The sequence below is a fragment of the Salinisphaera sp. G21_0 genome (assembly GCF_017744115.1).
Lineage (GTDB): Bacteria > Pseudomonadota > Gammaproteobacteria > Pseudomonadales > Endozoicomonadaceae > Endozoicomonas.
In genome coordinates, this window is sequence record NZ_JAGHQW010000224.1 from 1 (window position 1) to 688 (window position 688).

Annotated in this window: 1 protein-coding gene; it reads right to left on the reverse strand. The window is 55.2% G+C overall.

Annotation, left to right across the window (positions count from 1 at the left end; all coding sequences use genetic code 11):
• Nucleotides 1-688, reverse strand: a 688-nt coding sequence (locus J7439_RS25765) for a hypothetical protein (RefSeq protein WP_209204914.1), incomplete at both ends; no start/stop codon positions are given.

Here is a 688-nt window from a genome sequence, read left to right on the forward strand (position 1 = left end):
TCGCCAGGGTCTGCACCAGCGACTCCGCCTGTTCGGTTAACTTATCAATTACCCTGGACACGACCTGTGCATCACCGGCAAACAGGCCGTTCACCAGCTCACCTACCCATGCAGCACCGTCGTGTATCCCTTGCCGGGTCAATTCCCCAAGCACCGCTTCGGCAGTAGTGTGTGGGTGTTTTTGCAGAAGTGATTCCACCTGGTCGGCCACTGCGCTGACCATCCCGGCAAGCCCTTCGCCCAGCATCCGGTCAACTTTGCGGGCTATCATCGTGGCTGAGTCTGCCGTTTCCTCCCCGGCAGTGATCTCAGTAACGGTTGCTGTTTTCCAGTCCCCGGATTGCAAACGGTCACTCAGCAGTTCAACCATTAATTCGACTGTGGCAGTGGTCAGAAACGTCGGTAATTGTTCGGTAAGTGCCGTGCCGCCCTCTAAGGCATTTACGTCGTCACATTGTTCACCGTTGTGCCTCGCGGTAAACAACGCCCCTTCTTTGACGACAAGGTTCATAACCTCCCGGATACTGCCCTCAAGGATCGGCTTGACCGCCTCCAACTGACCACTCTGTTTAATGACCAGGTCAACGGTTTCATCAGCCAGGTTACCCAACTGCTCTGCAACGGCCTGACGGGCATCATGCCAGTGATCCTGTTGATTTTGATGGTCCGCTGTCGTTTTCTTATCACC